Here is a 672-nt window from a genome sequence, read left to right as displayed (position 1 = left end):
TGGCGGCCTGATGGCGAAAGCGATCGATCATGCGGGCATTCAGTTTAGGATACTAAACGCGAGTAAAGGTCCGGCTGTTCGCGCCACCCGTGCACAGGCAGACCGCGTGCTTTACCGTCAGGCTGTGCGCACCGCGCTGGAAAACCAACCGAACCTGATGATCTTCCAGCAGGCAGTAGAAGATCTTATCGTGGAAAACGATCGTGTTGTTGGCGCCGTGACCCAGATGGGTCTCAAGTTCCGCGCAAAAGCGGTGGTGCTGACGGTCGGGACATTCCTGGACGGTAAAATCCATATTGGTCTGGACAACTACAGCGGTGGCCGTGCGGGCGATCCGCCGTCGATTCCGCTGTCTCGTCGTCTGCGTGAGCTGCCGCTGCGCGTAAGCCGCCTGAAAACCGGTACGCCGCCGCGAATTGATGCGCGTACCATTGATTTCAGCGTACTGGCACAGCAGCACGGTGATAACCCGATGCCGGTGTTCTCGTTCATGGGCAATGCGGCGCAACATCCGCAGCAGGTGCCGTGCTACATCACGCACACCAATGAAAAAACCCATGACGTGATCCGCAATAACCTCGATCGCAGCCCAATGTACGCCGGCGTGATCGAAGGGATCGGCCCACGTTATTGCCCGTCGATCGAAGATAAAGTGATGCGCTTTGCCGATCG

Annotated in this window: 1 protein-coding gene; it reads left to right on the top strand. The window is 57.9% G+C overall.

Annotated features, from left to right (window positions below):
- Nucleotides 1–672: FAD-dependent oxidoreductase (locus HP459_RS23235; RefSeq protein WP_171936962.1), on the top strand; the 672-nt coding region annotated here is incomplete at both ends.

The organism is Enterobacter sp. CM29, from assembly GCF_013179605.1.
Taxonomy (GTDB): Bacteria; Pseudomonadota; Gammaproteobacteria; order Enterobacterales; family Enterobacteriaceae; genus Enterobacter; species Enterobacter intestinihominis.
The sequence above is the reverse complement of the archived record's forward strand: the minus strand, read 5'-3'. Positions and strand labels throughout refer to the sequence as shown.